Consider the following 24,785-nt stretch of genomic DNA (forward strand, 5'->3'; position numbering starts at 1 on the left):
CCTCATAGGTGAAGCGCATGACCAAACCAGTCCCCGACCCACCCGAAGAAACCTCAACCCCCCTTGAAGCCGCGCTGCGCGCCGACGATCTCGCGAAGAACCGCGAAGCCATCAAGCGTGCCCTCGATTTCTATCTCTGCCCGCCACCCGGCAAACCCCATCCGCCCAGCACGATATTTCTGATCCGGCCCGACATCGACACCGAAAGCCTGCTGGCTCACGCCTGTGAATCCCTTGCTTCAGCCAATACGCTGGCCAGCGATTTCGCCGATCAGCTCGGTCGTCCGCAGCGCAATACAGCGCTGGCGATTCAGCAGATCATCATGCTGGCGGAGCTGGCGGTGAATCGGGCGCTGGATCGGGTTGATCCGCACGCTTGAGATCGCGTTATCGTTCTTCGCGAGCAGGCTCGCTCCCACATTCAAATGCGTTCAACCTGTGGGAGCGAGCCTGCTCGCGAAAGCGGTGGATCATTCACTACAAAACCCGGACACAAAAAAACCGGCAACCATTTACTGATTGCCGGTCTTTCATTCAGCCAAGCTCAAATCACTGCATCAACACTTCAATCGAGCCATCGGCGGTCATGCTGACCTGGCTGGTGCCGGCTTCAACTTCAGGCGTCACCGGCGCGGAATCCATGGCCGCGGCTTTCATCATCATCGGCGCGCGCAGGTACGGTTGTGGATAACCGTTGCTGTTGAGGTTCAGGTTGACGATTTTGTAGCCCTTGCCGCCGAGTGCATCGGTGGCCAGTTGGGCGCGGGTCTTGAAGGCGGTGACCGCTTCTTTGAGCAACTGGTCTTCGCTGGCCTTGCGGGTCGGGTCGGCGATGGCGAAGTCCATGCCGCCCATTTTCAGCTCGGTCAGCAACTCGCCGGTGAGTTTGGACAGGGCGGCGAAGTCGGTGCTTTCCAGGCGCAGTTCGGCGCGTTCGCGCCAGCCAGTGATCTTCTGGCCTTTGGTGTCGTAGATCGGATAGCTGTTGCGGCTGCCCGTGCGCAAGGTGATGTCTTTGACTTGTTTGGCCTGGGCGGTGGCCTTGTTCATGGTGGTGCTGATGGCGGCGGCGAGTTTGGCCGGGTCGGTGTTCTGCTCTTCGGTATAGAGCGTCACGATCATCTGGTCGCGGGCCACTTCCTGGCTGACTTCGGCGCGCAGGGAAATCTGGTTGTAGTGCAGCTCATCGGCGGCGAGGGCCGGGAGGCTGGCGACGCTGCCGACGGTCAGGGCGAGGAGGGCGGCGCTGCGGCGAAATGTGTGCATGAAGGCTCCTTGAATGAGGCGCAGAGGGCGCTGCGTGAACCATCAGACTCTATAAAGCAGCTGCAAGTTGCAAGCTTCAAGCTGCAAGTAAAGGCAAGAGCAAGAACTGCGGCGCTTTTGATCTTGCTTGCCGCTTGAAGCTTGCAACTTGCAGCTGCCTTCCTTTCAAGCTTCAGCATCAAGCTGCAAGCTACATCAAAAGCGCCGCAGCTCTTGCTCTTGCTTTTGATCTTGCTTGCCGCTTGAAGCTTGCAACTTGCAGCTGCCTTCCTTTCAAGCTTCAGCATCAAGCTGCAAGCTACATCAAAAGCGCCGCAGCTCTTGCTCTTGCTTTTGATCTTGCTTGCCGCTTGAAGCTTGCAACTTGCAGCTGCTCTCCTGTGGTCGTTTGCCGCACTTTCGCCTCTCATGCCCGCGCCTTGGTTATACTCCGTGCGATCCGCCTGGAGCGCTCATCAGGAGAGCTCATGCTCGCCCCCGTACAACTGACTTCCGCCACTCGCCAGAACCTCTGGCGGCTGACTTTCATCCGCACCCTGGTGCTCGCCGCGCAGGCCGGGTCCGTGGGCCTGGCCTACTGGCTGCAATTGTTGCCGTTGCCGTGGGTGCAATTGGCGATGACCCTGGGCTGCTCGATTCTGCTCTGCGTGTTCACTGCCGTGCGTCTGCGCACATCGTGGCCGGTGACCGAGCTCGAATACGCGCTGCAACTGGCCTGCGATCTGGTGATCCACAGTGCGCTGCTGTATTTCTCCGGCGGTTCGACCAACCCCTTCGTTTCTTATTATCTGGTGCCGCTGACCATCGCGGCGGTGACCTTGCCGTGGCGTTATTCGGTGATTCTGTCCGGTATCGCGCTGGCGCTGTACACGCTGATGCTGACGCGTTTCTATCCGCTGGAAACCCTGCCGGTCGCCCGTGAGAATCTGCAGATCTACGGCATGTGGCTGAGCTTTGCCCTGGCTGCTGCGGTCATCACGTTCTTCGCCGCGCGGATGGCTGAAGAGTTGCGCCGGCAGGAAGAGTTGCGCGCGATTCGCCGGGAGGAGGGGCTGCGTGATCAGCAGTTGCTCGCCGTCGCGACCCAGGCCGCCGGTGCTGCGCATGAATTGGGCACACCGCTGGCGACCATGAGCGTGCTGCTCAAGGAAATGCAGCAGGATCACCCCGATGCGTTGCTGCAGGACGATCTGAAAGTGCTGCAGGATCAGGTCAAGCTGTGCAAGGAAACCTTGCAGCAACTGGTCCGCGCCGCCGAGGCCAACCGGCGTCTGGCGGTGGAGATGCAGGACGTCACCGACTGGCTCGACGAGGCGTTGAACCGTTGGCACCTGATGCGCCCGGAAGCCAGTTACCGCTTCCAGCGTCTCGGCCAGGGTGCGGTGCCGCGCATGGCGCCGCCGCCGGATCTGACCCAGGCTTTGCTGAATCTGCTCAACAACGCAGCCGACGCCTGCCCGGAAAATCTCCAGGTGACGCTGGACTGGGACGCAGAGACTTTGACCATCAGCATTCGCGACCACGGCGCCGGTGTGCCGCTGGCCATCGCCGAGCAGATCGGCAAACCGTTTTTTACCACCAAGGGCAAAGGTTTCGGCCTGGGCCTGTTTTTGAGCAAGGCCAGCGTGACACGCGCCGGCGGCTCAGTGAAACTCTATAGTCATGAGGAAGGCGGCACGCTCACCGAGCTGCGCCTGCCCCACGGCGCCCGAGGAGACCAACATGAGTGACGAAATCCAAGTCGAAGGCGAAGAACTGCCGCATCTGCTGCTGGTCGACGACGACGCGACCTTCACCCGCGTCATGGCCCGCGCCATGGCCCGCCGCGGCTTTCGCGTCAGCACTGCCGGTTCTGCGGAAGAAGGCCTGACCATCGCCCAGGCCGATCTGCCTGATTACGCCGCGCTGGACCTGAAAATGGACGGCGATTCCGGTCTGGTCCTGCTGCCCAAGCTGCTGGAGCTCGATCCGGAAATGCGCGTGGTGATCCTCACCGGTTATTCGAGCATTGCCACAGCGGTGGAGGCGATCAAGCGTGGCGCCTGCAACTACCTGTGCAAACCCGCTGATGCCGACGACGTGCTGGCCGCGCTGCTGTCCGAGCATGCCGACCTCGACAGTCTGGTGCCGGAAAACCCGATGTCGGTCGATCGTCTGCAATGGGAGCACATCCAGCGCGTGCTCACCGAGCACGAAGGCAACATTTCCGCCACGGCCCGCGCGCTGGGCATGCACCGCCGCACCTTGCAGCGCAAATTGCAGAAGCGTCCGGTTCGTCGCTGAACCTGCGCTGAACGACTATCGCCAGCCCTCGCGATAAAACGCGCCGATCATCTATGATCGGCGCGTGTCCGTTCTTTTTACTATCGAGCCTTATCCATGAATCAGAACGCTGAATATTCCGCGGTCAACGATGCTGTGCGCGGGCAGTTTTTTCGCAAAGTCTGGGCGATGACCACGCCTTACTGGCGCAGCGAAGAGAAGGGCAAGGCCTGGACGTTGCTGATTGCCGTGATCGCGCTGACGTTGTTCAGCGTATGGATCGCGGTGTGGCTGAACAGTTGGTACAAGGATTTCTACAACGCCTTGCAGAAAAAGGATGAGGCGGCGTTCTGGCAGTTGATCCTGTACTTCTGCGGTATTGCCGCTGTGGCGATTCTCGGCGCGGTGTATCGCTTGTATCTGACGCAGATGCTGACGATCCGCTGGCGGGCGTGGCTTACCGAAAAGCACTTCAAGCGCTGGCTAGACCACAAGAATTACTATCAGCTGGAGCAGGGCGGTTATACCGATAACCCCGACCAGCGGATTTCCGAAGACCTCAACACTTACACCGCCAACACCCTGAGCCTGGGCCTCGGGCTGCTGCGCACGATTGTCAGTCTGGTGTCGTTCTCGATCATTCTGTGGGGCGTGTCGGGCAGTATCGAAGTGTTCGGCATCGAAATTCCCGGCTACATGTTCTGGTGTGCGCTGTTGTATGCAGCGGTCGGCAGTTGGCTGACGCATTTGATCGGTCGCCGTCTGATCGGTCTGAACAACAAGCAACAACGCTTCGAAGCAGACCTGCGTTTTTCCATGGTCCGCGTGCGTGAGAACGCGGAAAGCATCGCCTTGTACAACGGCGAACCGAATGAGAACCGCCGCCTGAGCAACCGCTTCGGGCTGGTCTGGCACAATTTCTGGGACATCATGCGCGTGTCCAAGCGCCTGACGTTCTTCACCTCCGGTTACGGTCAGATCGCAATCATTTTCCCGTTTGTCGTCGCCGCGCCGCGCTATCTGTCCGGCAAGATCGAACTGGGCGAGCTGATGCAAATCAACTCGGCGTTCGGCAACGTGCAGGAGAATTTCAGCTGGTTCATCACTGCGTATTCGGACTTGGCCGCTTGGCGCGCCACCTGTGATCGTCTGCTGAGTTTCCGTCAGGCCATGAGCGACAACGAACAACGCACCCCGGCCATCGACGTGCAGAATCAGGGCAGCGACTTGCAGGTGCACAACCTCGGCCTGGATCTGGCCGATGGTCGTCACCTGCTGACCGACGCCGACATGACCGTTGAGCCGGGTGAGCGCGTGATGCTCAGCGGCCGTTCCGGCAGCGGCAAGTCAACACTGCTGCGGGCGATGGGGCATTTGTGGCCGGCGGGGCACGGCAATATTCGTTTGCCGGCGGCGCGTTATCTGTTCCTGCCGCAGAAGCCTTATCTGCCGATCGGCACATTGCGTGAAGCGCTGAGTTATCCACAGCCGGGCGATACCTACGCGCCGGAGCGTTATGCACAGGTGCTGGAAACCTGTCGTCTGCCGCACTTGGTTGGGCGGCTGGAGGAAGCCAATCACTGGCAGCGCATGCTTTCACCGGGCGAGCAACAACGCCTGGCCTTCGCCCGCGCGCTCCTTTACGCACCGCAATGGCTGTACATGGACGAGGCTACTTCGGCGATGGATGAAGAAGACGAGGCGACGCTGTATCAGGCGCTGATTGATCAGATTCCGGGGTTGAGCATTGTCAGCGTCGGTCACCGAAGCAGTTTGAAACGATTCCATCCACGGCATGTGCGGATCGATAGCGGTCGTCTGGTCGAACAGGCCATAACTGTCTGAACACTCACCTGTGGGAGCGAGCCTGCTCGCGAAGGGGCCATCTTGGTCGACGAATCTGTCGTCTGAACCACCGCTTTCGCGAGCAGGCTCGCTCCCACAGTGGGGTAATGTGATCTGCCCGGTGATCGTACAACTCGCTTGAGCTATGATGGCGCCAAGCCGAACTTTCGAGACAAGATGCAAACCATGGAAAAGCTGATCGACACCCCGCGCCTCCCCCGCAAGCGCCGCAGCCTCGCCCAGGAATTGGTGACGGTGTTGAGCGAGCAGATCCGTGATGGCCTGCTCAAGCGTGGCGACAAATTGCCCACCGAGTCGGCGATCATGGAAGCCCATGGTGTCAGCCGCACCGTGGTCCGCGAGGCGATTTCCCGTCTGCAGGCCGCCGGTCAGGTGGAAACCCGCCACGGCATTGGCACCTTTGTTCTCGATACGCCAAGCCCGAGCGGTTTCCGTATCGATCCGGCCACCGTGGTCACCCTGCGTGACGTGCTGGCGATTCTCGAATTGCGCATCAGCCTCGAAGTCGAATCCGCCGGCCTCGCCGCGCAGCGCCGCAGCCCCGAGCAACTGGCAACCATGCGCGCCGCCCTCGACGCCTTGAACGAAAGCGCCTCGCATGCCAGCGATGCGGTGTCGTCGGACTTCGCTTTCCACCTGGAAATCGCCCTGTCCACCGGCAACCGCTACTTCACCGACATCATGACGCACCTGGGCACCAGCATCATTCCGCGTACCCGGCTGAACTCGGCGCGTTTGGCTCATGATGACCAGCAGCACTACATGGGCCGCCTGAGCCGCGAGCACGAGGAAATCTACGACGCGATTGCCCGTCAGGATTCCGATGCTGCGCGTGCGGCGATGCGCCTGCACCTGACCAATAGCCGTGAGAGACTGCGCCAGGCCCATGAAGAGGCGCAGGCGCAGGGTTAGCTCATTATTCCAGGATGACGTGCAAATTTATTGGAGGAACCGGGAAGGGACCATCATTTAAGTAACACCAGAATCTTGAGGGCGTGAAGTCGAACTTTTCTTTCTCAATCGGAAAGACGAATTCCTTTTCACGATTTTCTTCAGTCACAAAGATGGAGGAAATCCAAGGGGTTATTTGAAACAGCTCAAAAGTGATCTTATCGCCAACCTTGTATGCAGGATTCCAGGGCACGATGCCGTGGGCAGGGCCTTCGAGCTTGGTAGTGTCAAGGATTAGACTGCTCTCCCCAATGCGATAAGCCTCTCTAAATGTAGGATAGTAAGGGTGTTCTTCCGATTCGGTTGAAGCCATCTCTGAATTCCTTTTTTAAAAAATGATTAAGCCATGACTCGAATCACGGCATAGTTAGGGGACTCATCACCTACGTCACCATTAGGGGCAAGAATTGATCGGCTGACACCTGTAAGAACTACCAGTACGGACGAACGGTCGACCTGCCGCTGGGTTGCGTCTGACCGTCCATGACGTGGCGCGTCAATAGAGTCAGGGTTCAATTCGCATCCTCAGTGGTTGAGAATACGGCTCCATACTCGACTCATCGCGGAACTTGTAACGCAGCTCCACCTCGCGGTTCAGGTACGGTTGAAGCGCCTCTTTCGGCAGTTGCACCTCGATGTCGAACAGCTTCTCCATTTCATCCTCGGCGTCGTCCCAAGCGCCAGCGTCCACCTCATCACCTTCCCATTGGGGTTCTTCTCCATCGCTGCCGAGGATCGCGTAGACGCTCCAGTTCGCCTCGAAATCGCTGGAATCCGGCACCTGCACGGTGAGGATGTCCGGCAATTGCGAGAGCTGAAGTGTCACGCAGCCGTCTTGAGCCGGGGCGGCATGGGTGAGGGTGGGGGCGGCAAAATGCATCGACATAGCGGCTTCCTTTGAGTGGTCCGCCACGATCCTTCGTGGCAGTCGACGTACTTTACGAGCCGCTGGTCCTCTCAGAATTAAACGAATCCAGACCAGATATTTCCGCGAGAAAATGCTTCAAGGACGGGCCTTCCCGCGATTTCCAGAAGCATAGACAGCGATTTTGTCGGACAAAAAAGCCCTGCCAACGATGAAATGCAGTTGACGGTTATTTTTTAAGTTGTACGATGACCTACAACTTCGGCGAAGGCTGAACGGTCCACTCACAATAAAACGTTGCTACCAGGGTGTTCGAATAATGAATCCACAAGAACTGAAGTCCATCCTCTCTGCCGGCCTGCTGTCTTTCCCGGTGACCGATTTCAACGCGCAAGGCGATTTCAATCGCGCGGGCTACATCAAACGCCTGGAATGGCTGGCTCCGTATGGCGCTTCGGCTCTGTTCGCCGCCGGCGGCACCGGTGAGTTCTTCTCCCTGGCCGCCAGCGAATACTCGGAAATCATCAAGACTGCCGTCGACACCTGCGCAACCAGCGTGCCGATCCTCGCCGGCGTCGGTGGTTCGACCCGCCAGGCCATCGAATACGCTCAGGAAGCCGAGCGTCTGGGCGCCAAAGGCCTGCTGCTGCTGCCGCACTACCTGACCGAAGCGAGCCAGGACGGTGTTGCCGCCCACGTTGAGGCCGTGTGCAAATCGGTGAAGATCGGCGTGGTCGTCTACAACCGCAACGTTTGCCGCCTCAACGCGCCGCTGCTGGAACGTCTGGCCGAGCGCTGCCCGAACCTGATCGGCTACAAGGATGGCCTGGGCGATATCGAGTTGATGGTGTCGATCCGTCGCCGCCTCGGTGATCGGTTCAGCTACCTGGGTGGTTTGCCGACCGCCGAAGTCTACGCCGCTGCCTACAAGGCGTTGGGCGTGCCGGTCTACTCCTCGGCGGTGTTCAACTTCATCCCGAAAACCGCGATGGACTTCTACCACGCGATCGCTCGCGAAGATCACGCCACCGTCGGCAAGATCATCGACGACTTCTTCCTGCCGTACCTGGACATCCGCAACCGCAAGGCCGGTTACGCCGTGAGCATCGTCAAGGCAGGTGCAAAAATCGCCGGCTATGACGCAGGTCCGGTGCGTGCGCCGCTGACCGACCTGACCGGCGAAGAGTACGAAATGCTCGCCGCGCTGATCGACAAGCAAGGCGCGCAATAAACGAGAAAAGCGAGGCCGCTGAGCAATCAGCGGCTTTTTGCGTGAAGGCTTTTAGAGTTGAGGGCTGCCCTGTGACAACTGCAAAACGCTACGACAACTACATCAATGGCGAATGGGTCGCCGGTGCCGATTACTCGGCCAACATCAACCCGTCCGAACTCAGCGACACCATCGGCGACTACGCCAAGGCTGACCTGACCCAGGTCAACGCCGCCATCGACGCTGCTCGCGCTGCGTTCCCGGCGTATTCCACTTCGGGCATTCAGGCCCGTCACGATTCGCTGGATAAAGTCGGCACGGAAATTCTCGCCCGTCGCGAAGAGCTCGGCACGCTGTTGGCCCGTGAAGAGGGCAAGACCCTGCCCGAAGCGATCGGTGAAGTGACCCGCGCCGGCAATATTTTCAAGTTCTTCGCCGGCGAATGCCTGCGACTGTCCGGTGACTATGTGCCGTCGGTACGCCCGGGCGTCAACGTCGAAGTCACCCGTGAAGCGCTGGGCGTGGTCGGTCTGATCACCCCGTGGAACTTCCCGATCGCCATCCCGGCGTGGAAAATTGCTCCGGCCTTGGCCTACGGCAACTGCGTTGTGCTCAAACCTGCCGATCTGGTGCCGGGCTGCGCCTGGGCGCTGGCGGAAATCATTTCCCGCGCGGGCTTCCCGGCCGGTGTGTTCAACCTGGTAATGGGCAGCGGTCGCGTGGTTGGCGAGGCGTTGGTCAACAGCCCGAAAGTCGACGGCATCAGCTTCACCGGTTCGGTGGGCGTGGGTCGTCAGATCGCGGTCAACTGCGTTTCGCGCCAGGCCAAGGTGCAGCTGGAAATGGGCGGCAAGAACCCGCAGATCATTCTCGACGACGCCGACCTCAAGCAAGCGGTCGAGCTGTCGGTGCAGAGCGCGTTCTACTCCACCGGCCAGCGCTGCACAGCGTCGAGCCGTCTGATCGTCACCGCCGGCATTCACGACAAGTTCGTTGAAGCGATGGCCGAGCGCATGAAGTCGATCAAGGTCGGCCACGCGCTGAAAGCCGGCACCGACATAGGTCCGGTGGTTTCCCAGGCGCAGCTTGAACAGGACATGAAGTACATCGACATCGGCCAGTCCGAAGGTGCACGTCTGGTCAGCGGCGGTGGTGTGGTGACTTGCGACACCGAGGGCTACTTCCTCGCGCCAACCCTGTTTGCCGACAGCGAAGCGTCGATGCGCATCAGCCGCGAAGAAATTTTCGGCCCGGTGGCCAACATTGTTCGTGTGGCCGATTACGAAGCTGCGCTGGCAATGGCCAACGACACCGAATTCGGCTTGTCGGCCGGCATCGCCACCACCTCGCTGAAGTACGCCAACCACTTCAAGCGCCACTCCCAGGCCGGGATGGTGATGGTCAATCTGCCGACCGCCGGTGTGGATTACCACGTACCGTTCGGCGGGCGTAAAGGCTCGTCCTACGGCTCCCGTGAGCAGGGCCGCTATGCACAAGAGTTCTACACGGTCGTGAAGACCAGTTACATCGGATCGTAACCCCGCTGCACCCGCGCCGGGCCATCGCCTGAGGCCCTGCGCGGCACAAGACCAAAGAATGTTTTACCCGCATAAAAATAATCAGTGGGAGTACATCTGCATGCAATCCTCCAAGCCGACTCACGTCCGCTATTTGATCCTGCTCATGCTGTTTCTGGTGACCACGATCAATTACGCCGACCGTGCCACGATCGCCATTGCCGGCTCCAGCCTGCAAAAGGACCTTGGCATTGACGCCGTCACCCTCGGCTACATCTTCTCCGCATTCGGTTGGGCCTACGTCGCCGGGCAAATTCCCGGTGGCTGGCTGCTCGATCGCTTCGGCTCGAAAAAAGTCTATGCCCTGAGCATTTTCACCTGGTCGCTGTTCACCGTGCTGCAAGGCTTCGTCGGTGAATTCGGCATGTCCACGGCAGTGGTTGCGCTGTTCATGCTGCGTTTCCTCGTGGGCCTGGCGGAAGCGCCATCGTTCCCCGGCAACGCGCGCATCGTGGCGGCGTGGTTTCCGACCGCTGAACGCGGCACCGCTTCGGCGATCTTCAACTCGGCGCAATACTTTGCCACCGTGCTGTTCGCGCCGTTGATGGGCTGGATCGTCTACAGCTTCGGCTGGGAGCACGTGTTCATCGTCATGGGTATCCTCGGTATCGTGTTCTCGCTGGTGTGGCTGAAAGTCATCTACAGCCCGCGCGAACACCCACGGGTCAACGAGGCCGAGTTCAAGCACATCGCTGACAACGGCGGCATGGTCGACATGGATCAGAAGGGCAAGAAGTCCGACGGTCCGAAGTGGGATTACATCCGTCAGCTGCTGACCAACCGCATGATGCTGGGCGTGTATCTGGGCCAGTACTGCATCAACGGCATCACTTATTTCTTCCTGACCTGGTTCCCGGTGTATCTGGTGCAAGAGCGTGGCATGACCATTCTCAAGGCCGGTTTCATCGCTTCGTTGCCGGCCATCTGCGGCTTTATCGGCGGCGTGCTCGGCGGGGTGATTTCCGACTACCTGCTGCGCAAGGGCCATTCGCTGACTTTCGCTCGCAAGGCGCCGATCATCGCCGGTCTGCTGGTGTCGAGCAGCATCGTCGCGTGCAACTATGTTGACGTGGAATGGATGGTGGTGGGCTTCATGGCGCTGGCATTCTTCGGCAAAGGCGTTGGCGCACTGGGCTGGGCGGTGGTTTCCGACACTTCGCCGAAACAGATCGCCGGTCTGAGCGGTGGCCTGTTCAACACCTTCGGCAACATCGCTTCGATCACCACGCCGATCGTGATCGGCTACATCATCAGCTCCACCGGCTCGTTCAAGTGGGCGCTGGTGTTTGTCGGCGCCAACGCACTGGTCGCGGTGTTCAGCTATCTGGTGATCGTCGGCCCGATCAAGCGTGTGGTCCTGAAAGAGCCGCCAGCCAAGGGCGGCAATGAAGCCACCGGCAATTTGTCTCAAGCGCATTCCTGAGGAGCGGCGTCATGCAGTTGATTGAACATTCCGACTCGCCGCGCTACATCCGCCTGCACGAGCGGGACAACGTTGTAGTGGTGGTCAACGATCAGGGCGTACCGGCCGGTACCGAGTTCGCCGACGGCCTGGTCACCCTGGATTTCGTGCCGCAGAGCCACAAGGTCACTCTGGAGGATATTCCCGAAGGCGGCCCGGTGATTCGTTATGGGCAGATCATCGGCTACGCCTTGCAGCCGATCCGTCGCGGCAGTTGGGTCAAGGAAGATCAACTGCGCATGCCCACCGCGCCGCCGCTGGACAGCTTGCCGCTGTCCACCGATGTGCCGGATGCGCAGGCACCGCTGGAAGGCTTCACGTTCGAGGGTTATCGCAACGCCGACGGCACCGTCGGCACGCGCAACATTCTCGGCATCACCACCACCGTGCAGTGCGTCACCGGCGTGCTCGATCACGCGGTCAAGCGCATCAAGGAAGAGCTGCTGCCGAAGTACCCGCACGTCGATGACGTGGTGGCGCTGACCCACAGTTATGGCTGCGGTGTGGCGATTACCGCGACCGATGCCTACATCCCGATTCGTACCGTGCGCAATCTGGCACGCAACCCGAACCTGGGCGGCGAGGCGCTGGTGATCGGTCTGGGCTGCGAGAAATTGCAGGCCGGGCAGGTGATGCACGAGGACGATGCCTCGGTGGATCTCAGCGATCCGTGGCTGTACCGCTTGCAGGATTCCAGTCACGGCTTTACCGAAATGATCGAACAGATCATGGAACTGGCCGAAGTGCGCTTGAAGAAACTCGACCAGCGCCGCCGCGAAACCGTGCCGGCCTCCGAGCTGATTCTCGGTATGCAGTGCGGCGGCAGCGACGCGTTCTCCGGCATCACCGCCAACCCGGCGCTGGGTTATGCCTCGGACTTGCTGTTGCGTGCGGGGGCGACGGTGATGTTTTCCGAAGTCACCGAAGTGCGCGATGCGATCTACCTGCTGACGTCGCGGGCGCAAACGCAAACCGTCGCCGAAGAGCTGGTGCGCGAGATGGACTGGTACGACCGTTACCTGGCCAAGGGCGAAGCCGATCGCAGCGCCAACACCACGCCGGGCAACAAGAAGGGCGGGTTGTCGAACATTGTCGAGAAGTCCCTGGGCTCGATCGTCAAGTCCGGCAGCAGCGCGATCAATGGCGTGCTCGGCCCGGGCGAGCGCTTCAAGCACAAGGGCCTGATTTTCTGCGCGACGCCGGCCAGCGATTTTGTCTGCGGGACGCTGCAACTGGCGGCGGGGATGAACCTGCACGTGTTCACCACCGGTCGCGGCACGCCTTATGGGCTAGCCATGGCGCCGGTGGTCAAGGTATCGACGCGGACTGAACTGGCGCAGCGCTGGCCGGATCTGATCGACATCGATGCCGGACGCATTGCCACCGGGCGCGCGACCATCGAAGAACTGGGCTGGGAGTTGTTTCACTATTACCTGGATGTTGCCAGTGGCAAGCAACAGACCTGGGCGGAGAAGCACAAGCTGCATAACGACATCACCTTGTTCAACCCGGCGCCGATTACCTGAGACCGCGTCATCGTTCTTCGCGAGCAGGCTCGCTCCCACAGGGATATGCATTGCAAATGTGGGAGCGAGCCTGCTCGCGAAAGCGATCTGCCAGACGCCGAAGAACTTGCGGTGCCTGTGATCGTTCCCACGCTCTGCGTGGGAATGCTTCATGTGATGCTCCGCGTCACGCTTTGGGACGCAGAGCGCCCTGGGGCTGCATTCCCACGCAGAGCGTGGGAACGATCAGGGTGAAAGTGGCTTATCATTAGCCCCCTATCGACGCTCACCCAAGGCTCTCCGGCATGCTGGCAATCTTTCTTGAAACCCTGAACATCACCGCGCCGGTGTTTGCCATGCTGTTTCTCGGTGTGCTGCTCAAGCGCATCGACTGGATCAACGACAACTTCATCCACACCGCCTCGTCGCTGGTGTTCAACGTGACCATGCCGGCGCTGCTGTTCCTCGGCATCCTCCACGCCGACCTGCACGCCGCACTGCAACCCTCGCTCCTCATCTACTTTTCCCTCGCGACCCTGGTGAGTTTCGCCGTGGCCTGGGGCTGGGCGATTTTCAAATGTCCGCGGGAAGATCGCGGCATCTACACCCAGGGCGCGTTTCGCGGCAACAACGGCGTGATCGGCCTGGCACTCGCGGCAAGCATGTACGGCGATTACGGCATTTCCCTCGGGGCGATTCTCGCGGCGCTGGTGATCCTGTTCTACAACACGTTGTCGACCATCGTGCTGGCGGTGTACAGCCCGGTGATCAAGTCCGATCCTTGGAGCATCTGCAAAAGCGTGTTCAGCAACCCGCTGATCATCAGCGTGATTTCGGCAGCGCCGTTCGCTTATTTCAAGATCGGTTTGCCGGGTTGGCTCGAAACCTCCGGCCAGTACCTGGCGCAGACCACGCTGCCGCTGGCGCTGATCTGTATCGGCGGCACGCTGTCACTGGCGGCTCTGCGCAAGAGCGGCAAGATGGCGCTCAGCTCCAGCCTGGTGAAGATGGTCGGTCTGCCGTTACTGGCAACCGTGGGCGCGTGGTTGTGGGGCTTTCGCGGGGCGGAGCTGGGGATTCTGTTTCTCTACTTTGGCAGCCCGACGGCGGCGGCAAGTTTCGTCATGGCCCGGGCGGCGCAGGGCAATCATGAGCTGGCAGCGGCGATTATCGTGATGACCACGTTGATGGCGGCGATTACCACCAATGTCGGGATCTTTGTGTTGCAGTGGGGTGGGTGGATCTGATCAAGGATTTGCGGTGTCTGGCAGGGCCTCTTCGCGAGCAGGCTCGCTCCCACAGGGAAACGCATTGCAAATGTGGGAGCGAGCCTGCTCGCGAAGGCGGTCACTGCGGTTTCTGGTAGCTGTCGATCACTTCCTGCGCCGCGCGAAACGCATCGATCGCCGCCGGCACGCCGGCATACACCGCGCAATGCAGCAGCGCTTCGCGGATCTCTTCCACCGTGCAGCCGTTGTTCAGCGCACCGCGCACATGGCCTTTCAACTCCTGCGGACACTTCAACGCGGTCAGTGCGGCGAGGGTGATCAGGCTGCGGGTTTTCAGCGGCAGCCCCTCACGATTCCACACCCCGCCCCAGGCGTGTTCATTGACGAAATCCTGCAACGGCTGGGTGAACTCGGTGGCGTTGCCCAGGGCGCGATCAACGAACGCATCGCCCATGACCTGACGACGGATTTCAACCCCGGACTGCTTCGACTCGCTCATGGCACATCTCTCTTGTGGTGTTGGCGACGCCAGGCGCGGATCGACGTGAACAGCAGAAACGTCAGCAGCGCCGGCAGGACATAAAACAGCATCAAGCGCTCGAGTTTGCCGGCCAGCGGCATGCCGGTGGTGAACGACACCACATGCAGCCCGTAGACCAGATACAAACCGAGCAGCAGCAAGCCTTCGGCCCGGGTCACGCGATAGCCGGAATAGAACACCGGCAAGCACAGCGCCGCAACGCCGAGCATCACCGGCAAGTCGAAATCCAGCGCATTCGGGGAAACGGAAAGCGGCGTCGGTGCGAGTAGGGCGGTCAGGCCGAGCACCCCGAGCAGGTTGAACAGGTTGGCGCCGATCACGTTGCCCACGGCAATGTCGCGCTGCCCGCGCAACGCCGCGATCAGCGAAGTCGCCAGTTCCGGCAGCGAGGTGCCGACCGCGACCACGGTCAGGCCGATGACCCGTTCGGACAGGCCCAGGTCGGTGGCCACGACCACGGCGGCGCCGAGCAGCAAACGCCCGGCGAACACCAGCATGGCCAGGCCAGCGAGAATCATCAGCACACTGATCAGCCAGGATTGCTGCGTTTCGGTGGGTCGCTGTGTATGAGGTCGCGTCGAATGTCGCGACTGACGCAACAGCAAGCCGAGGTACAGCGCCAACGCGCCGAGCAGCAGGACACCGTCGAAACGCCCGAGGTCTTTATTCCAGGCGAGGATGAATACCAGCAGGCTGGCGCCGATCATCAACGGGATATCCAGACGCACCAGTTGCCGCGATACGCGCAGCGGGATGATCAGTGCAGAGAGGCCAAGGGTTACGAGGATGTTGAAGATGCCGCTGCCGACCACGCTGCCGACGGCGATGTCCGGGTTGTCGGTCAGCGCCGCTTGCAGGCTCACGGCCATTTGCGGGGCGCTGCTGCCGAGGGCGACGATGGTCAGGCCGATGATCAGCGGACGCACATGCAGGCGCTCGGCCAGACGCACGGCGGCGCGCACCATCAGCTCGGCGCCGATGAGCAAAAGAACCAGGCCGCTGAGCAATTCGATGACGTTGATCAGCGGCAGATCGGCTAGTCCGAAAATGGTCGGCGCTCCATCAGTCCAGGGCCTGCACGCGAACCCGTGCGGTGCCGCTGCGCAGCATGCCGATTTCATCGGCGGCCTCGCGCGACAGATCGATCAGCCGGCCACGGGTGTGCGGGCCACGGTCATTGATGCGGACCACGACTGATTCATCATTTTTCAGGTTGGTGACCTTCACTCGCGTGCCGAACGGCAGCTGGCGGTGGGCGGCGGTCAGGGAATGCTGGTTGAACGCTTCGCCGCTGGCGGTGCGCTTACCGTGATGTTTGGCTCCATAGTAGGAGGCCACGCCGGTCTGGTCGTAACCGTGCGGGTCGATGGTGTCGGTACTGGCGCAACCGGCCAGCAGAGAGAGCAGGGCGCTGCTCAGCAACAGACGCTTCATTCAAAGGTATCCCGGATCAAATGTAGGAGTGACCTGTGGCGAGGGGATTTATCCCCGTTGGACTGCGCAGCAGTCCCAAAACTGAGAACTCGGTTTATCTGGTGCAAATCAAGCTCAGCAATTGGGGCCGCTTCGCGGCCCAACGGGGATAAATCCCCTCGCCTCAGGTCCCTTCCACAGGGAATGGAGCCAGGCTTTGGATCTGGCTCCATTGGTGGTCAGCCTTCGAGCTTGCTTTTCAGCAGTTCGTTCACCTGCTGCGGGTTGGCCTTGCCTTTCGAGGCTTTCATGGCCTGGCCGACGAAGAAGCCGAACATCTTGCCGCGTTTGGCTTCGTCTGCCGCGCGGTACTGTTCGACCTGTTCGGCGTTGGCCGCGAGCATTTCATCGAGCACGGCGGAGATCGCGCCGGTGTCGGTGACTTGCTTGAGGCCGCGCTTCTCGATGATCTCGTCAGCACTGCCTTCGCCGTTGGCCATCGCTTCGAACACCACCTTGGCGATCTTGCCGGAGATGGTGTTGTCCTTGATGCGCTGCAGCATGCCGCCCAGTTGCTCGGCGGAGACTGGCGAGTCTTCGATGTCCAGGCCCTGCTTGTTGAGCAGGCTGCCCAACTCGACCATCACCCAGTTCGCCGCCAGTTTCGCGTCGCCACCGATGGCCGCGACTTTCTCGAAGTAATCCGCCTGTTCACGGCTGGTGGCCAGCACGTTGGCGTCGTAGGCCGACAGACCGAACTGGCTCTGGAAGCGCTCGCGCTTTTGCGGTGGCAGTTCCGGCAGGGTGGCACGCACTTCACCGAGGAACGACTCTTCGATGACCACCGGCAGCAGGTCCGGATCGGGGAAGTAACGGTAGTCGTTGGCTTCCTCTTTCGAACGCATCGGACGGGTCTCGTCCTTGTTCGGATCGTAGAGGCGGGTCTGCTGGATCACTTTGCCGCCGTCCTCGATCAGTTCGATCTGACGCTGGATCTCGGAGTTGATTGCCTTCTCGATGAAGCGGAACGAGTTGACGTTCTTGATCTCGCAGCGAGTGCCGAACTCGACCTGGCCTTTCGGCCGTACCGAGACGTTGCAGTCGCAACGCAGCGAGCCTTCGGCCATGTTGCCGTCGCAGATGCCCAGGTAGCGCACCAGCGCGTGGATCGCTTTGACGTAAGCCACGGCTTCCTTGGCGCTGCGCATGTCCGGCTCGGAGACGATTTCCAGCAGCGGCGTGCCGGCACGGTTCAGGTCGATGCCGGTGGCACCGTTGAATTCTTCGTGCAGGCTCTTGCCGGCGTCTTCTTCAAGGTGCGCGCGGGTGATGCCGACGCGTTTGACCGTGCCATCCTCGAGGGCGATGTCCAGGTGGCCTTTGCCAACGATCGGCAATTCCATCTGGCTGATCTGGTAGCCCTTCGGCAGATCCGGGTAGAAGTAGTTCTTGCGGGCGAACACGTTGTGCTGGCCGATCTCGGCGTCAATCGCCAGACCGAACATCACCGCCATGCGCACCGCTTCCTGGTTGAGCACCGGCAGCACGCCGGGCATGCCTAGGTCGATCAGGCTGGCCTGGGTGTTCGGCTCGGAACCGAAGGTGGTGGAACTACCGGAAAAGATTTTCGACCTGGTGGTGAGCTGAGTGTGAATCTCCAGCCCGATCACGACTTCCCATTGCATGTGTGTCTCCTCAGAAGCCGGTTGGGGTGCGGGTGTGCCAGTCAGTGTTGAGCTGATACTGGTGCGCAACGTTGAGCAAACGGCCTTCCTGGAAGTACGGCGCGAGCAACTGCACGCCCACCGGTAGACCGTCGACAAAACCGGCCGGCATCGACAGGCCCGGCAGGCCCGCGAGGTTGGCGGTGATGGTGTAGACGTCTTCCAGATAGGCAGCGACCGGGTCGCTGTTCTTCGCGCCGAGTTTCCACGCCGGGTTCGGCGTGGTCGGGCCGAGGATGATGTCGACTTCATTAAAGGCAGCCATGAAATCGTTCTTCACCAGACGACGAATCTTCTGCGCTTTCAGGTAGTAGGCATCGTAGTAACCGGCGGACAGCGCGTAGGCACCGACCATGATCCGGCGCTGCACTTCCGCGCCGAAGCCTTCGCCACGGGAGCGCTTGTACAGGTCGATGAGGTTTTCCGGGTTCTCGCAGCGATGGCCGAAACGCACGCCGTCGAAACGCGACAGGTTGGAAGACGCTTCTGCCGGGGCGATCACGTAGTACGCAGGAATCGCATGCTGCATGTTCGGCAGGCTGATTTCCTTGATCACCGCACCGAGCTTCTGCAACTGCTGGATGCTGTTCTGGATCAGCTCGGCAATGCGCGGGTCAAGACCGGCGCTGAAGTATTCCTTCGGCACGCCGATGCGCAGGCCTTGCAGCGACTCGCCGAGGCTGGCGGAGTAATCCGGAACCGGCTCATCGATGCTGGTGGAATCGTTCGGGTCGAAGCCGGCCATGCCTTGCAGCAGGATCGCGCAGTCTTCGGCCGTGCGCGCCAACGGGCCGCCCTGATCGAGGCTGGAAGCGTAGGCAATCATGCCCCAGCGCGAAACGCGACCGTAGGTCGGCTTCAGGCCGGTGAGGTTGGTGAACGCCGCCGGCTGACGGATCGAACCGCCGGTGTCAGTGGCCGTGGCCGCTGGCAACAAACGAGCGGCAACTGCCGCCGCCGAACCACCGGACGAACCACCCGGTACGTGTTCCAGATTCCACGGATTTTTCACTGCGCCGTACCAGCTCGACTCGTTGGCCGAACCCATGGCGAATTCGTCCATGTTGGTCTTGCCCAGGGTCACGGCGCCGGCAGCGGCCAGTTTCGCAACGACAGTGGCGTCATACGGGGCTTTGAAGTTGTCGAGCATCTTCGAGCCGCAGCTGGTGCGGATGCCCTGGGTGCAGAACAGATCCTTGTGGGCGATCGGCGCGCCGAGCAGGGCGCCGCTCTCACCGTTGGCCCGGCGTGCATCGGCGGCTTTCGCCTGCTCGATGGCCAGATCCTCGGTGAGGCTGATGAAACTGTTGAGCTGCGGATCGAGCTGGGTAATACGCGCCAGCAGGACTTTGGTCAGCTCTTCGGAGGAAAACTTTTTATCGGCGAGACCGCGGGCGATCTCGGCCAGAGTCATTTGATGCATTGCAGGCTCTTTCCCTTTAGTCGATGACTTTTGGAACCAGATACAGGCCGTTTTCGACCGCTGGTGCGATGGACTGGTAGGCCTCGCGATTATTCGTCTCGGTCACCACGTCGGCGCGCAGGCGCTGACTGGCTTCCAGGGGGTGGGCCAGCGGCTCGATACCGTCGGTATCAACGGCCTGCATTTCGTCGACCAGCCCGAGAATGCTGTTGAGGGCGGAAGTAATGTGCGGAAGATCGGCATCGTTGAGGCCAAGGCAGGCCAGATGCGCGATTTTTTCCACGTCGGAGCGTTCTAGCGCCATCGGGATTCTCCAGTGGAAAACAGAACGGACGGCGTCCGTGTGTTAGATTGTCGGAACACTACCGCACTTCTACGGTCATAAGGCCGCGATTGTGGGGCTTGGTGCACAGAAAAGCGGCCAATTTAACATATTGGCGCCTTGCCCAAAATCCCTGTCGTTGTTAGAGTTTGCCGCACTTTTTTACCCACGCGTTGCCTAGGGTCCCTTTCCCATGTTCAAGAAACTGCGTGGCATGTTTTCCAGCGATCTTTCCATTGACCTGGGCACTGCCAACACCCTTATTTACGTGCGCGAGCGCGGTATCGTCCTGAATGAGCCATCGGTTGTGGCCATTCGGACACACGGTAACCAGAAAAGTGTCGTCGCTGTCGGCACCGAGGCCAAGCGCATGCTCGGCCGTACGCCGGGCAACATTGCTGCCATTCGTCCGATGAAGGACGGTGTGATCGCCGACTTCAGCGTCTGCGAAAAGATGCTGCAGTACTTTATCAACAAGGTTCACGAAAACAGTTTCCTGCAGCCCAGCCCTCGTGTGCTGATCTGCGTTCCATGCAAGTCCACCCAGGTTGAGCGTCGCGCCATCCGTGAATCGGCCCTTGGCGCCGGTGCCCGTGAAGTGTTCCTGATCGAAGAGCCGATGGCTGCTGCGATCGGTGCCGGTCTGCCGGTTGAAGAAGCGCGCGGTTCGATGGTCGTGGACATCGGTGGTGGTACCACCGAGATCGCCTTGATCTCCCTGAACGGTGTGGTTTACGCCGAATCCGTACGTGTCGGTGGCGACCGTTTCGACGAAGCGATCATCACCTACGTGCGCCGCAACTACGGCAGCCTGATCGGTGAATCCACCGCTGAGCGCATCAAGCAGGAAATCGGTACGGCCTACCCGGGCGGCGAAGTGCGCGAAGTCGATGTTCGCGGTCGCAACCTGGCCGAAGGCGTTCCACGCGCATTCACCCTGAACTCCAACGAAGTGCTCGAGGCTCTGCAAGAGTCGCTGGCAACCATCGTTCAGGCGGTGAAAAGCGCGCTGGAGCAATCGCCGCCGGAACTGGCTTCCGACATCGCCGAGCGTGGCCTGGTGCTGACCGGTGGTGGCGCGCTGCTGCGTGACCTCGACAAGTTGCTGGCTCAGGAAACCGGTCTGCCGGTGATCGTTGCCGAAGATCCGCTGACTTGCGTTGCTCGCGGCGGTGGCCGTGCGCTGGAAATGATGGATAAGCACACCATGGATCTGCTTTCGAGCGAATAAGCTTCGAATGCAATACGTGGGTGAACGCACAGGCAGCACTTTGCAGTGCTGCCTGTTGGCGTTTATCTTCTGTCAGTCTTCATCCAGGCCGGTTTGATGCCGTATGAATAAACAGAACATTTGCCTGGGAGGAGCGGCTTATTAAACCGCTTTTCACCAAAGGCCCTTCGTTGGGCGTGCGCCTGTTGGTGCTGGCCGTGCTCGCGGTCGCACTGATGGTGGTCGATGCACGTTTCGACCTGCTCAAGCCCGCGCGCAAGCAAGCGTCGCTGGTGCTCATGGATGCCTACTGGATCACTGACCTGCCCGGCCGCTTGTGGGAAGGGGTCGCCAGTCAGTTCGGCAGCCGCACCGAGCTCGTCGCCGAAAACGAAAAACTCAAGACCGAAAACCTGCTGTTGCAGGGGCGCATGCAAAAGCTCGCGGCCCTGACCGAGCAGAACGTTCGGCTGCGCGAGTTGCTCAATTCCTCCGCACTGGTCAATGAAAAGGTCGAAGTGGCCGAGTTGATCGGCATGGACCCCAACCCCTTCACCCATCGCATCATCATCAACAAAGGTGAGCGCGACGGCGTGGTGCTCGGTCAACCGGTGCTTGATGCGCGCGGGCTGATGGGCCAGGTGGTCGAATTGATGCCGTACACCTCGCGCGTTCTGCTGCTGACCGACACCACTCATAGCATTCCGGTGCAGGTGAACCGTAACGGTCTGCGCGCGATTGCCAGCGGCACCGGTAACCCGGAGCGCCTGGAATTGCGTCATGTCGCCGACACAGCCGACATCAAGGAAGGCGATCTGCTGGTCAGCTCCGGTCTCGGCCAGCGATTCCCGGCCGGTTATCCGGTGGCCACGGTAAAAGAGGTCATCCACGACTCCGGCCAACCGTTTGCCATTGTCCGCGCCGTGCCGACTGCCGCCCTGAATCGCAGCCGCTACCTGCTGCTGGTGTTCAGCGACAGCCGCACTGCCGAGGAACGCGCCAATGACGCGGCCCAGGCGCAGGAACAGCTCGATGCCCACGGCGGCGGCCCGATGTTGCCGGCCAGCGTGCCGAAACCGTTGATCATGCCTGCCACGCCGTCGACCGCTACCGCAGCGCCGGCCGCTGAAGCAGCGGCGCCTGCCACCACGCCGGCCAAGCCCGCCGCGAGCAAGCCGCCCGCTGCCGCTCCGGCCGCTGCCAAACCGCCGGCCGCGAGCAAACCACCGGCGAAACCGCCAGCGACTACCGGGGGACGAGAATAATGGTCGGCGCGAAAAAATCCGGAAACGGCTGGATGATCTGGCTGACGTTCTTCGTCGGTATCCTGCTCAGCGTATCGCCGTTGCCGATCTTCATGGAAATCCTTCGCCCGCTGTGGCTGGCCTTGCTCGTGACCTTCTGGGCGCTGTACATGCCGCACACGGTCGGCATGGTGACGGCGTTCTGTCTGGGACTGGCCGAAGATGTCCTGCAGGGCGACCTGCTCGGGCAGAACGCGCTGATCCTGACCCTGATTACTTTCCTCGTGTTGTCGTTGCAGCAGCGTCTGCGCATGTTCCCGATGTGGCAGCAGTGCCTGGTGATCCTGGTGATCTTCGGCCTCGCACAATTGGCGCAACTGTGGCTCAGCGCTCTGACTGGCAACCGTCAGCCAACCCTGGCTTTGGTCTTGCCGGCGCTGGTCAGTGCCTTGCTCTGGCCGTGGGTCAGCTTCGCCCTTCGCGGGATGTGCCGACGCTACAGAATCTATTGAGCCGGTGAAGCAGGGCACTGAACAGGGAGATGTTTTGATGAAACTGCTTTACCTCGCCTCCGGCTCACCGCGTCGCCGTGAATTGCTCACGCAGATCGGCGTGCGGTTCTCCGCCATCAGCGCGGACATCGACGAAACCCCGCTTCCTGAAGAATCCCCTTCGGCCTATGTCGAACGCCTTGCGCGTGGCAAGGCTGAGGCCGGTCGCCGTTCGGTCGTCTCTGATCAGCCGTTCTGCGTGCTTGGCGCCGACACCGCAGTGGTGCTCGACGGCAAAATACTTGGCAAACCGGTGGACGAAGCCGACGCATGCGCCATGCTGATGATGTTGTCCGGCAACGAACACGAAGTGCTGACCGCCATCGCCGTGCTTGAAGGCGAGCGCTGCGAGTCGCGGGTGGTGCGCAGTCGCGTGCGTTTCCGCAGCATCAGCCGCGATGAGGCCGGCGCCTACTGGGCCAGTGGCGAACCGCGCGACAAGGCCGGCGGCTATGGCATTCAGGGCCTGGGCGCGGTGTTTGTCGCCGGGCTCGAAGGCAGCTACTCGGCGGTGGTCGGCTTGCCGTTGTGCGAAACCTGCGAGGTGTTGGGCCATTTCGGCATACCCTGTTGGCAAAACCTGAACACGCCCTGAGCGTCGTACGAATCCAGATGCGGCCACTATCGTGAACATGCCTGAACGAGATCCTGCCATGAGTGAAGAGATTCTGATCAACATCACGCCGATGGAGTCGCGCGTGGCGGTGGTCGAAAACGGTGTGCTGCAAGAAGTCCACGTCGAGCGCACGCAGAAACGCGGGATCGTCGGCAACATCTATAAAGGCAAGATCGTTCGCGTCCTGCCGGGCATGCAGGCGGCATTTGTTGACATCGGCCTCGATCGTGCGGCTTTCATTCACGCCGCCGAAATCTCCCTGCGTGAAGGCCCAGCGGTGGAAAGCATCAGTTCGCTGGTGCACGAAGGCCAAAGTCTGGTGGTGCAAGTCACCAAAGACCCGATCGGCTCCAAAGGCGCACGCCTGACCACACAACTGTCGATTCCTTCGCGCTATCTGGTGTACATGCCGCGCACCGCTCATGTCGGCATTTCCCTGAAGATCGAAGACGAAGCCGAGCGCGAGCGCCTGAAACAGGTGGTCAGTGATTGCGTGGCCAAAGAAGGCATCAAGGAGGCCGGCGGCTTCATTCTGCGCACTGCTGCTGAAGGTGCGGGCGCTGATGAAATCCTCATGGACATCCGTTACCTGCGGCGCCTCTGGGACCAGATCAACGAGCAGATCAAGACCATCGCCGCGCCGAGCGTGATCTACGAAGACCTCGGCTTGGCCCTGCGCACCCTGCGTGACCTGGTCAATCCAAAGATCGAGAAGATCCGCATCGACTCGCGGGAGACCTTCCAGAAAACCACGCAATTCGTCGCCGAACTGATGCCGGAAATCGCCGATCGTCTGGAACACTATCCGGGCGAGCGGCCGATCTTCGATCTGTACGGTGTCGAAGACGAAATCCAGCGCGCGCTGGAGCGCAAGGTGCCGTTGAAGTCTGGCGGCTATCTGGTGATCGATCCGGCGGAAGCCATGACCACCATCGACGTCAACACCGGGGCGTTCGTCGGTCATCGCAACCTCGAAGAAACCATTTTCAAGACCAATCTCGAAGCGGCCACGGCGATTGCCCGGCAAATGCGCCTGCGCAATCTCGGCGGGATCATCATCATCGACTTCATCGACATGGAAGATGAAGAGCACCAGCGTCAGGTCCTGCGCACTCTGGAGAAACAGCTGGAGCGCGATCACGCCAAGACCAACATCATCGGCATCACCGAGTTGGGCCTGGTGCAGATGACCCGCAAGCGCACCCGCGAAAGCCTTGAGCAGGTGTTGTGCGAACCGTGCAGCAGTTGTCAGGGACGCGGCAAACTGAAGACCGCCGAAACCATCTGTTACGAGATCTTCCGCGAGATTCTGCGCGAGGCGCGGGCCTATCAAGCCGAGGGTTATCGGGTACTGGCCAACCAGAAGGTGGTCGATCGTCTGCTTGATGAAGAGTCCGGTAACGTCGCCGAGCTTGAAGGCTTCATCGGTCGCACCATACGCTTCCAGGTGGAAACCATGTATTCCCAGGAACAATATGACGTGGTGCTGCTCTGAAGCCCTGCATCACCACTCATTCAACGCGGCTGGCCTCAGCTTTTCGCAGTATT

The 24,785-nt window shown here is 60.7% G+C and carries 25 protein-coding genes; 15 read left to right on the forward strand and 10 right to left on the reverse strand.

Features of this window, described 5'->3' with window-relative positions; translation table 11 throughout:
• Positions 1–17 precede the first annotated feature (17 nt).
• Positions 18–380, forward strand: coding sequence for a DUF6124 family protein (locus tag J5M66_RS13205; protein ID WP_207808516.1), 363 nt, complete (start codon positions 18–20; stop codon positions 378–380).
• A gap of 169 nt (positions 381–549) precedes the next feature.
• Here the strand turns inward: J5M66_RS13205 and J5M66_RS13210 are convergent, their stop codons facing one another.
• Together J5M66_RS13210 and J5M66_RS13215 are read right to left on the reverse strand one after the other, a co-directional pair.
• Entirely contained in the window at positions 550–1,266 is a 717-nt protein-coding gene (locus tag J5M66_RS13210) for an SIMPL domain-containing protein (RefSeq protein WP_137215511.1), read from the reverse strand.
• A complete protein-coding gene (locus tag J5M66_RS13215; protein ID WP_207817489.1) occupies positions 1,227–1,676 on the reverse strand; it encodes a hypothetical protein in 450 nt (149 codons plus the stop codon). Before J5M66_RS13215 ends, J5M66_RS13210 begins: the two co-directional genes overlap by 40 nt.
• 57 nt (positions 1,677–1,733) lie before the next feature.
• Between J5M66_RS13215 and J5M66_RS13220 the strand changes: the two genes are divergently transcribed.
• The 4 genes from J5M66_RS13220 to J5M66_RS13235 all read left to right on the forward strand — a co-directional run bounded on the left by J5M66_RS13220 (position 1,734) and on the right by J5M66_RS13235 (position 6,306).
• Positions 1,734–2,996, forward strand: coding sequence for an ATP-binding protein (locus J5M66_RS13220; protein ID WP_016771713.1), 1,263 nt, complete (start codon positions 1,734–1,736; stop codon positions 2,994–2,996).
• Positions 2,989–3,549 (forward strand): response regulator transcription factor, encoded by a 561-nt coding sequence (locus J5M66_RS13225; protein WP_003221630.1) that lies wholly within the window; start codon positions 2,989–2,991, stop codon positions 3,547–3,549. The genes J5M66_RS13220 and J5M66_RS13225 overlap by 8 nt, the downstream gene beginning before the upstream one ends.
• Before the next feature lie 96 nt (positions 3,550–3,645).
• Positions 3,646–5,373: an ABC transporter ATP-binding protein/permease gene (locus J5M66_RS13230; RefSeq protein ID WP_207808512.1), complete on the forward strand. Its 1,728-nt coding sequence runs from the start codon at positions 3,646–3,648 to the stop codon at positions 5,371–5,373.
• 186 nt (positions 5,374–5,559) lie between these two features.
• Positions 5,560–6,306, forward strand: a complete 747-nt coding sequence (locus J5M66_RS13235; protein WP_024011597.1) for a FadR/GntR family transcriptional regulator — start codon at positions 5,560–5,562, stop codon at positions 6,304–6,306.
• 4 nt (positions 6,307–6,310) lie between these two features.
• Here the strand turns inward: J5M66_RS13235 and J5M66_RS13240 are convergent, their stop codons facing one another.
• Both J5M66_RS13240 and J5M66_RS13245 read right to left on the reverse strand, forming a co-directional pair.
• Positions 6,311–6,658, reverse strand: a complete 348-nt coding sequence (locus J5M66_RS13240; protein WP_016771710.1) for a hypothetical protein — start codon at positions 6,656–6,658, stop codon at positions 6,311–6,313.
• Between the two features lie 192 nt (positions 6,659–6,850).
• Positions 6,851–7,231, reverse strand: coding sequence for a hypothetical protein (locus J5M66_RS13245; protein ID WP_016771709.1), 381 nt, complete (start codon positions 7,229–7,231; stop codon positions 6,851–6,853).
• Positions 7,232–7,529: 298 nt separating this feature from the next.
• Here J5M66_RS13245 and kdgD point away from each other — a divergent pair, with 298 nt between their 5' ends.
• From kdgD to J5M66_RS13270, 5 genes are all read left to right on the forward strand, one after another.
• Positions 7,530–8,441, forward strand: a complete 912-nt coding sequence (gene kdgD / locus J5M66_RS13250; RefSeq protein ID WP_016771708.1) for a 5-dehydro-4-deoxyglucarate dehydratase — start codon at positions 7,530–7,532, stop codon at positions 8,439–8,441.
• A 71-nt stretch (positions 8,442–8,512) separates the two neighbouring features.
• Positions 8,513–9,958, forward strand: coding sequence for an aldehyde dehydrogenase family protein (locus tag J5M66_RS13255; protein WP_016771707.1), 1,446 nt, complete (start codon positions 8,513–8,515; stop codon positions 9,956–9,958).
• Positions 9,959–10,058: 100 nt separating this feature from the next.
• Entirely contained in the window at positions 10,059–11,420 is a 1,362-nt protein-coding gene (locus J5M66_RS13260) for an MFS transporter (protein WP_041477964.1), read from the forward strand.
• Between the two features lie 11 nt (positions 11,421–11,431).
• Positions 11,432–12,985 (forward strand): galactarate dehydratase, encoded by a 1,554-nt coding sequence (gene garD / locus J5M66_RS13265; protein ID WP_016771706.1) that lies wholly within the window; start codon positions 11,432–11,434, stop codon positions 12,983–12,985.
• Positions 12,986–13,269: 284 nt separating this feature from the next.
• Positions 13,270–14,211: an AEC family transporter gene (locus tag J5M66_RS13270; RefSeq protein WP_016770674.1), complete on the forward strand. Its 942-nt coding sequence runs from the start codon at positions 13,270–13,272 to the stop codon at positions 14,209–14,211.
• 100 nt (positions 14,212–14,311) lie between these two features.
• On the opposite strand, the gene J5M66_RS13275 is transcribed toward J5M66_RS13270, so the two are convergent.
• The 6 genes from J5M66_RS13275 to gatC all read right to left on the reverse strand — a co-directional run bounded on the left by J5M66_RS13275 (position 14,312) and on the right by gatC (position 19,598).
• Positions 14,312–14,692 (reverse strand): carboxymuconolactone decarboxylase family protein, encoded by a 381-nt coding sequence (locus J5M66_RS13275; RefSeq protein ID WP_024011602.1) that lies wholly within the window; start codon positions 14,690–14,692, stop codon positions 14,312–14,314.
• Complete coding sequence (locus J5M66_RS13280) at positions 14,689–15,765, reverse strand: calcium/sodium antiporter (RefSeq protein WP_207808525.1); 1,077 nt, start codon at positions 15,763–15,765, stop codon at positions 14,689–14,691. The genes J5M66_RS13275 and J5M66_RS13280 overlap by 4 nt, the downstream gene beginning before the upstream one ends.
• 31 nt (positions 15,766–15,796) lie before the next feature.
• Entirely contained in the window at positions 15,797–16,168 is a 372-nt protein-coding gene (locus J5M66_RS13285; protein ID WP_024011604.1) for a septal ring lytic transglycosylase RlpA family protein, read from the reverse strand.
• Positions 16,169–16,386: 218 nt separating this feature from the next.
• The gene (gene gatB / locus J5M66_RS13290; protein ID WP_016771702.1) at positions 16,387–17,832 is read right to left on the reverse strand and encodes an Asp-tRNA(Asn)/Glu-tRNA(Gln) amidotransferase subunit GatB; all 1,446 of its coding nucleotides are present in this window, start codon (positions 17,830–17,832) and stop codon (positions 16,387–16,389) included.
• Between the two features lie 10 nt (positions 17,833–17,842).
• The gene (gatA, locus tag J5M66_RS13295; RefSeq protein ID WP_024011605.1) at positions 17,843–19,294 is read right to left on the reverse strand and encodes an Asp-tRNA(Asn)/Glu-tRNA(Gln) amidotransferase subunit GatA; all 1,452 of its coding nucleotides are present in this window, start codon (positions 19,292–19,294) and stop codon (positions 17,843–17,845) included.
• A gap of 16 nt (positions 19,295–19,310) precedes the next feature.
• Positions 19,311–19,598, reverse strand: coding sequence for an Asp-tRNA(Asn)/Glu-tRNA(Gln) amidotransferase subunit GatC (gene gatC, locus J5M66_RS13300; protein ID WP_024011606.1), 288 nt, complete (start codon positions 19,596–19,598; stop codon positions 19,311–19,313).
• Positions 19,599–19,809: 211 nt separating this feature from the next.
• On the opposite strand from gatC, the gene mreB reads away from it, so the two are divergent.
• The 5 genes from mreB (at position 19,810) to rng (ending at position 24,732) form a co-directional block, all read left to right on the forward strand.
• Entirely contained in the window at positions 19,810–20,847 is a 1,038-nt protein-coding gene (mreB, locus tag J5M66_RS13305) for a rod shape-determining protein MreB (protein WP_002555108.1), read from the forward strand.
• A gap of 140 nt (positions 20,848–20,987) precedes the next feature.
• Entirely contained in the window at positions 20,988–22,091 is a 1,104-nt protein-coding gene (gene mreC / locus J5M66_RS13310) for a rod shape-determining protein MreC (protein ID WP_076565845.1), read from the forward strand.
• Positions 22,091–22,582, forward strand: coding sequence for a rod shape-determining protein MreD (gene mreD / locus J5M66_RS13315; protein ID WP_024011608.1), 492 nt, complete (start codon positions 22,091–22,093; stop codon positions 22,580–22,582). The genes mreC and mreD overlap by 1 nt, the downstream gene beginning before the upstream one ends.
• 37 nt (positions 22,583–22,619) lie before the next feature.
• The gene (locus J5M66_RS13320; protein ID WP_207808510.1) at positions 22,620–23,216 is read left to right on the forward strand and encodes a Maf family protein; all 597 of its coding nucleotides are present in this window, start codon (positions 22,620–22,622) and stop codon (positions 23,214–23,216) included.
• Positions 23,217–23,274: 58 nt separating this feature from the next.
• Positions 23,275–24,732: a ribonuclease G gene (gene rng, locus J5M66_RS13325; RefSeq protein WP_016771696.1), complete on the forward strand. Its 1,458-nt coding sequence runs from the start codon at positions 23,275–23,277 to the stop codon at positions 24,730–24,732.
• Positions 24,733–24,785: the final 53 nt, after the last annotated feature.

This window comes from Pseudomonas sp. 67(2021) (genome assembly GCF_017491835.1).
GTDB classification, from domain to species: Bacteria; Pseudomonadota; Gammaproteobacteria; order Pseudomonadales; family Pseudomonadaceae; genus Aquipseudomonas; species Aquipseudomonas atacamensis.

Excerpts from the sequence above, each read along its gene's own strand:
- kdgD (WP_016771708.1), top strand. The coding sequence starts at position 7,530 with ATGAATCCACAAGAACTGAAGTCCATCCTCTCTGCCGGCCTGCTGTCT.
- J5M66_RS13205 (WP_207808516.1), top strand. The coding sequence starts at position 18 with ATGACCAAACCAGTCCCCGACCCACCCGAAGAAACCTCAACCCCCCTT.
- J5M66_RS13235 (WP_024011597.1), top strand. The coding sequence starts at position 5,560 with ATGGAAAAGCTGATCGACACCCCGCGCCTCCCCCGCAAGCGCCGCAGC.
- gatC (WP_024011606.1), bottom strand. The coding sequence starts at position 19,598 with ATGGCGCTAGAACGCTCCGACGTGGAAAAAATCGCGCATCTGGCCTGC.
- J5M66_RS13320 (WP_207808510.1), top strand. The coding sequence starts at position 22,620 with ATGAAACTGCTTTACCTCGCCTCCGGCTCACCGCGTCGCCGTGAATTG.
- J5M66_RS13220 (WP_016771713.1), top strand. The coding sequence starts at position 1,734 with ATGCTCGCCCCCGTACAACTGACTTCCGCCACTCGCCAGAACCTCTGG.
- J5M66_RS13275 (WP_024011602.1), bottom strand. The coding sequence starts at position 14,692 with ATGAGCGAGTCGAAGCAGTCCGGGGTTGAAATCCGTCGTCAGGTCATG.
- gatA (WP_024011605.1), bottom strand. The coding sequence starts at position 19,294 with ATGCATCAAATGACTCTGGCCGAGATCGCCCGCGGTCTCGCCGATAAA.
- mreB (WP_002555108.1), top strand. The coding sequence starts at position 19,810 with ATGTTCAAGAAACTGCGTGGCATGTTTTCCAGCGATCTTTCCATTGAC.
- J5M66_RS13210 (WP_137215511.1), bottom strand. The coding sequence starts at position 1,266 with ATGCACACATTTCGCCGCAGCGCCGCCCTCCTCGCCCTGACCGTCGGC.
- gatB (WP_016771702.1), bottom strand. The coding sequence starts at position 17,832 with ATGCAATGGGAAGTCGTGATCGGGCTGGAGATTCACACTCAGCTCACC.
- mreD (WP_024011608.1), top strand. The coding sequence starts at position 22,091 with ATGGTCGGCGCGAAAAAATCCGGAAACGGCTGGATGATCTGGCTGACG.
- J5M66_RS13260 (WP_041477964.1), top strand. The coding sequence starts at position 10,059 with ATGCAATCCTCCAAGCCGACTCACGTCCGCTATTTGATCCTGCTCATG.
- J5M66_RS13240 (WP_016771710.1), bottom strand. The coding sequence starts at position 6,658 with ATGGCTTCAACCGAATCGGAAGAACACCCTTACTATCCTACATTTAGA.
- garD (WP_016771706.1), top strand. The coding sequence starts at position 11,432 with ATGCAGTTGATTGAACATTCCGACTCGCCGCGCTACATCCGCCTGCAC.
- J5M66_RS13215 (WP_207817489.1), bottom strand. The coding sequence starts at position 1,676 with ATGAGAGGCGAAAGTGCGGCAAACGACCACAGGAGAGCAGCTGCAAGT.
- J5M66_RS13270 (WP_016770674.1), top strand. The coding sequence starts at position 13,270 with ATGCTGGCAATCTTTCTTGAAACCCTGAACATCACCGCGCCGGTGTTT.
- J5M66_RS13285 (WP_024011604.1), bottom strand. The coding sequence starts at position 16,168 with ATGAAGCGTCTGTTGCTGAGCAGCGCCCTGCTCTCTCTGCTGGCCGGT.
- J5M66_RS13230 (WP_207808512.1), top strand. The coding sequence starts at position 3,646 with ATGAATCAGAACGCTGAATATTCCGCGGTCAACGATGCTGTGCGCGGG.
- rng (WP_016771696.1), top strand. The coding sequence starts at position 23,275 with ATGAGTGAAGAGATTCTGATCAACATCACGCCGATGGAGTCGCGCGTG.
- J5M66_RS13225 (WP_003221630.1), top strand. The coding sequence starts at position 2,989 with ATGAGTGACGAAATCCAAGTCGAAGGCGAAGAACTGCCGCATCTGCTG.
- J5M66_RS13245 (WP_016771709.1), bottom strand. The coding sequence starts at position 7,231 with ATGTCGATGCATTTTGCCGCCCCCACCCTCACCCATGCCGCCCCGGCT.